This is a genomic window from Pyrobaculum sp., from assembly GCF_049971835.1.
Lineage (GTDB): Archaea > Thermoproteota > Thermoprotei > Thermoproteales > Thermoproteaceae > Pyrobaculum.
On sequence record NZ_JBMFKV010000153.1, the window covers coordinates 1 to 4,480 of the forward strand.

The 4,480-nt window shown below is 62.3% G+C and carries 5 protein-coding genes; 2 read left to right on the forward strand and 3 right to left on the reverse strand.

Going from position 1 to position 4,480, the window contains the following annotated elements; genetic code table 11:
- Both ACP5J3_RS11120 and ACP5J3_RS11125 read left to right on the forward strand, forming a co-directional pair.
- The coding region (locus ACP5J3_RS11120; RefSeq protein ID WP_428495757.1) for a YfcE family phosphodiesterase at positions 1-232 on the forward strand (232 nt) is incomplete at its 5' end.
- Positions 229-1,479, forward strand: coding sequence for an RsmB/NOP family class I SAM-dependent RNA methyltransferase (locus tag ACP5J3_RS11125; protein WP_428495758.1), 1,251 nt, complete (start codon positions 229-231; stop codon positions 1,477-1,479). The genes ACP5J3_RS11120 and ACP5J3_RS11125, both read left to right, overlap by 4 nt.
- Here the strand turns inward: ACP5J3_RS11125 and ACP5J3_RS11130 are convergent.
- The 3 genes from ACP5J3_RS11130 to ACP5J3_RS11140 are packed head-to-tail and all read right to left on the reverse strand — an operon-like array spanning position 1,463 to position 4,240.
- Entirely contained in the window at positions 1,463-2,602 is a 1,140-nt protein-coding gene (locus ACP5J3_RS11130) for a fucose isomerase (protein ID WP_428495759.1), read from the reverse strand. The genes ACP5J3_RS11125 and ACP5J3_RS11130 overlap by 17 nt on opposite strands.
- Before the next feature lie 22 nt (positions 2,603-2,624).
- A complete protein-coding gene (locus ACP5J3_RS11135; RefSeq protein ID WP_428495760.1) occupies positions 2,625-3,971 on the reverse strand; it encodes a PFL family protein in 1,347 nt (448 codons plus the stop codon).
- Positions 3,968-4,240: an ACT domain-containing protein gene (locus ACP5J3_RS11140; RefSeq protein ID WP_014287984.1), complete on the reverse strand. Its 273-nt coding sequence runs from the start codon at positions 4,238-4,240 to the stop codon at positions 3,968-3,970. Before ACP5J3_RS11140 ends, ACP5J3_RS11135 begins: the two co-directional genes overlap by 4 nt.
- Positions 4,241-4,480 lie beyond the last annotated feature (240 nt).

Genomic DNA, 4,480 nt, shown 5'->3' on the forward strand with positions numbered 1-4,480 from the left:
GGGGAGGAGGGTGGCCGTGTACCACGGCACGTCGCCTGTGTTGCTGAGGGCCCTCGTGGAGTCCGGCATATACGATGTGGTGATATACGGCCACACCCACCAGGCCGCTGTGGAGCGTAGAGGGAAGACGCTCGTGGTCAACCCCGGCGAGCTGTGTGGATGCCTCACGGGGAGGTCAACCTACGCAGTGATTGACCTAGAGAGGCTGGAGGTGGAGCTGGTTTTCTTGTGAAGTGGACGCCCGGCGAGCTAGTCGCCTTCACGGCCCGGGTAATATACGAAGTGGCGGAGGGCGGCCTCACCCTGGACTACGCCTTTCAGAAGGTCAAGAGGGGGTGGAGGCCGCTGGACAGCTTCAAGGTGTTCTACGACGTCTCCTTCGACGCGGTTAGGCACTACTTCTTTCTGAAATTCGCCGCCTCCCGGCTATTCGGCTCCTCTGGGGCTAAGGCGGTGGCCAAGGCGTGGTTTATCTACAGGGCGGATCAGATGCTCTACAACAGAGATATGGTGAGCCGCTTTAAGAAGAGGTTGCTTAAGAGGGCCCTCGCCGCGCCCGGGGACGTGCTCCGGGAGGTGGAGAGCCTGAGGGGGGACCCGGCGCGGTACCTCTCCATAAAGTACAGCTACCACCCCAAGATAGTCGCCACACTGCTTAGCCACCTGCCCGCGGAGGAGGTGGAGAAGCTTCTCGACGCGGGGAACAAGACCTGGATCTGGCTTAGGATAAACACCCTTAAGGCCGACGTGGACAAGGCCTTGAAGATGCTGGAGGCCGAGGCCGAGGTGGAGCCGCACCCGAGAATACCCTTCGCAGTGTTGCTTAAAAGCTCTAAAAGGCCGGTTCAGTACCTAGAGGCGGTGAGGCGCCTCGTGGCGATACCCCAAGACCTCGCCTCTATCTACGCAGTCCTCTCCCTCAAGCCGGAGCCCGGAGACAGGATTGTGGACCTCGCCGCCGCCCCGGGCATGAAGACAAGCCTAGTAGCACAGCTGGCTGAGGGCAGGGCCAAGATCGTGGCGGTTGACCTCTCGCAGAAGCGGGTGGCTAGGATGAAGCAACTGTTGAGACGCGTCGGCGCTGGGGACGCGGTGGAGGTGGTGAGGTCCGACTCCAGAAAGCTAAAGACGCGGCTCTTCGACAAGGCCCTCCTAGACGCGCCCTGCACCTCCAGCGGCGCCTTCACCAAGGAGCCCGCCGTCAAGATCTACCCCAGGCTGGAGGACGCGCCGAGGTACAGCAGGTTGCAACGAGAGCTGTTGAAAAACGCCCTGGAGCTGGCGGGGGAGGTTGTGTACGCGGTGTGTAGCATTCTGCCCGAGGAAGGCGAGGAGGTTGTGAGAAGCGTCGAGGCGGCCCCCGAGAAACCTCACGAAGACCTCGCAGACCCATACGTAAAGGGGCTAGGGGGGAGGACCTTCCCCCACATCCACAGAAGCGAGGCGTTTTTTATCTCTAGACTCAGGGCACTACGGTAGCGCCTAGGTACTCCAGGTAGGCCCTGGCCTCCTCATACACGTCGTCTAGCACATATGCGAGGTGGTTGCCAAGCCCGGCTTTCAACACGGCGCGGCCCGCGCCGTCTGGCAACTTCACAGCCACCTGAGTATTGCAAGCCTCTACCCTCTGAGCCACGTCGGTAAGCCCCCTCAAGAGGACTGCCCTCTTCAAGTCCCCGGATACTCTGAGAAGCGTAATGGGCATGCCGGGCGGCACCTCCACCCTCAGAGCCGCCACGGCCTTCGTGGCCATCCTAGGTACTATGGAATACTTCCCAAATGAGGGGGGCGCCCCGTCGTGCGTCAGCAAGAGGCCGCCGTCGGTGACCATGTTGACGTTGCTAATCCACGCCGGCTTCCCCGAGAGCCGCCTCAAAACCACAGCCGAGTAGAGCGCCCTGAGGTCACCCTCGCAAGTCGCCGTCACCCCCCAGTCGTTGAGAACAGCCAGCGATATGCAGGGCGTCCAGCCGCGCTCCCTCACCTTGCCGAAGTCAAAACACCAACAGCCCAGAGTCAAGCCGTCCACGCCGCCAGCCGCCTCCCGCGGAGCCTTCGCATAGGCGAGCGGGCGCTCCAGCTCCCCGGCGCCGAAGGCGCTCTCCACAGCCCTGGCCACCAGCGCCTCGGCCTCGCCCCTCGCCCCCACCTCCAGACTCCGCCTATACACCCCCTCCTCGTCGATATGCAGGCTGGGGCCGCCCGACAGGTCGGAGGACACCAGCCACTTGTTAGGGGCGCCCACCAGCGCAAGTCTAGGCGGCCTCCTGAGGAGATCCACAAGCCTCACCAGCCTCTCCAACCTGGCCAGAGGCGGAGGCGCCCCGGGGCCCTCCAGCTGGACAACCTCCACAAACCTGCCCATCGCCCTCAGCGCCGAGGCGGCCTCCAAGGCGGCGGGCATGGCGTTGTAGTGAGGCCACGCCAGCAGAATATTGTAGTCCCCAGCCGCCGACAAAATCTCAGGCTCGGACCCCCCAGTCAAGACGAGGATAAAGTTGGCACCACCCAAGTACTTGCCCAGGGCCTCCTCATACCTCATCCTGTACTCCTCCCGGGTCTCCGCGGCGACGTTAGGCGCGGCGGCTACGTGCAGAGGCATAAACACTCCGAATTCCGTCTAATTAACCTTTCTTTAACCTCTCCACGCCGGGGGGAGCCGTGCCGCCTCTAGACACCAGCGGGATTTTCCCGTAGCGAGACACGTCCACCACAGCCACCTTTCCATAGAGGCCGCCGAGGTCGTAGAACTCCCCCGGCCTCCCGCCGGGGATCGGCACCAGCCTCACCCCCAGCGGCTTGTCGAGATGTACGGCAAGCGCCATGACGTCCGCAATCACCGCCGCCACCACGTCCGGGCCCGCCTCCGCCGGAATCCCAACCATGTCAAGCCCCGTGTTGCAGACAGCCGCCATGGCCTTCAAGGTGTCCAGCGTAACGGCGCCCTCCGCCGCGGCGCTGGCCATCACGGCGTCTTCGCTCACAGGTATAAAAGCCCCGCTTAGGCCGCCGATGGTGGAGGACGCCACGGCGCCCCCCTTCTTCACCGCGTCTGTAAACAACGCCAAGGCGAACACCGAGCCAGGGGCCCCCACCCTCGGCAGGCCCATGGCCTCAAGCACAGCCGCCACCGAGTCCCCCACCTTGGGCGATGGCGCCACGCTGAGATCCACAGCCCCGAAGGGCACCCCCAGCTCCCTCGCCACCTCCCTCCCAACCAGCTCTCCCAGCCTGGTTATTTTAAACGCGGCTCTCTTCATGGCGTCGTGGAGTGTCCTCACGTCGGCGTCTGGCAGACTCCTCACCACAGCCTCTATAACCCCCGGCCCGCTGACGGCTACGTTAATCAATGCGTCCGGCAGTCCGAGGCCGTGGTAGGCCCCCGGCATGAAGGGCACGTCCTCGGGGAGGTTGGCGGTAACGGCGAAGCGGGCCGCGGCGTGGGGCTTCAGACCCAGCACCAGCTCGGCGGCCCTCCTCACGGCCTCTAGATTTATCCCCGTCATCGTCGAGGCGGCGTTGAGAAAGCCGGCGACACGCCCCGTCTTGTTCAACCCGTCAACCAAGCCTTCTATCAGGGCCCTGTCCCCCCGGGAGACGCCTGCGTGGACAAACGCCGAGAAGCCGCCGACGAAGTCGACGCCGTATTTCTCGGCGAGTTTGTCTAGAAAGACGGCTATCTCAACGGCGGACGCCGCGTCCCCCAGAGGCTCCAGCAGTATGGACACGGGGGACACCGCCAGCCTAACCGTGACGATCTTCACCCCAAGGCGCGACGCCACCTTCTCCACCGCAGGCCTAAGTCTCCTGAGGTAGGGCTCTAGGAGCTCCCCAAGCGCCTCGACGGTCTCCGCGGCGGTCGGCCTCATCGCCGGGAGGGTATTTACGCTGAGCGTCACCGCGCGGATGTCGAGCTCCCTAAACAGCAACATCTCAAGCACCTCGCCGATTTCCCGCGGGTCGAACCTCATATCCTCTGCATGTAGCGAAACACATCTATGTGGTACACCGCCACCATCACCCCCAGACGCCTCCCCTCCTCCTCAAGCTCCCGGCGCAACTGGGCGATATCCACATCCGCCTTAGAAATGTCCACCACCATAATCATAGAAAATATGTTCTGCACCACCGTCTGGGCGATATCCACAATATTGGCATTGTGCCGGGCAAGGACGGAGGCTATACCAGCCACGATGCCAACCCGATCAGCGCCTAGAACAGACACAACGGCCAGCTCCATGAGCCAAAGTATCCAACCTCTATATAAAAACAACCGGCCACGCGCCATAAAAAACGTACAGAAATAACGTGAAGACAGCAGTCGAAACACCATACAAAACCCGCCCCCAAGAACAACTCTTACGTAAATTACGGAGAAGGAAATAGACTTTTTACACGACATGTAAATTAAAACCACTTTGTAGAGCCCACATGGATTATCTGGAGCCTAGGTTTCACCCTGCTGTGGTTGAGTTTGAGA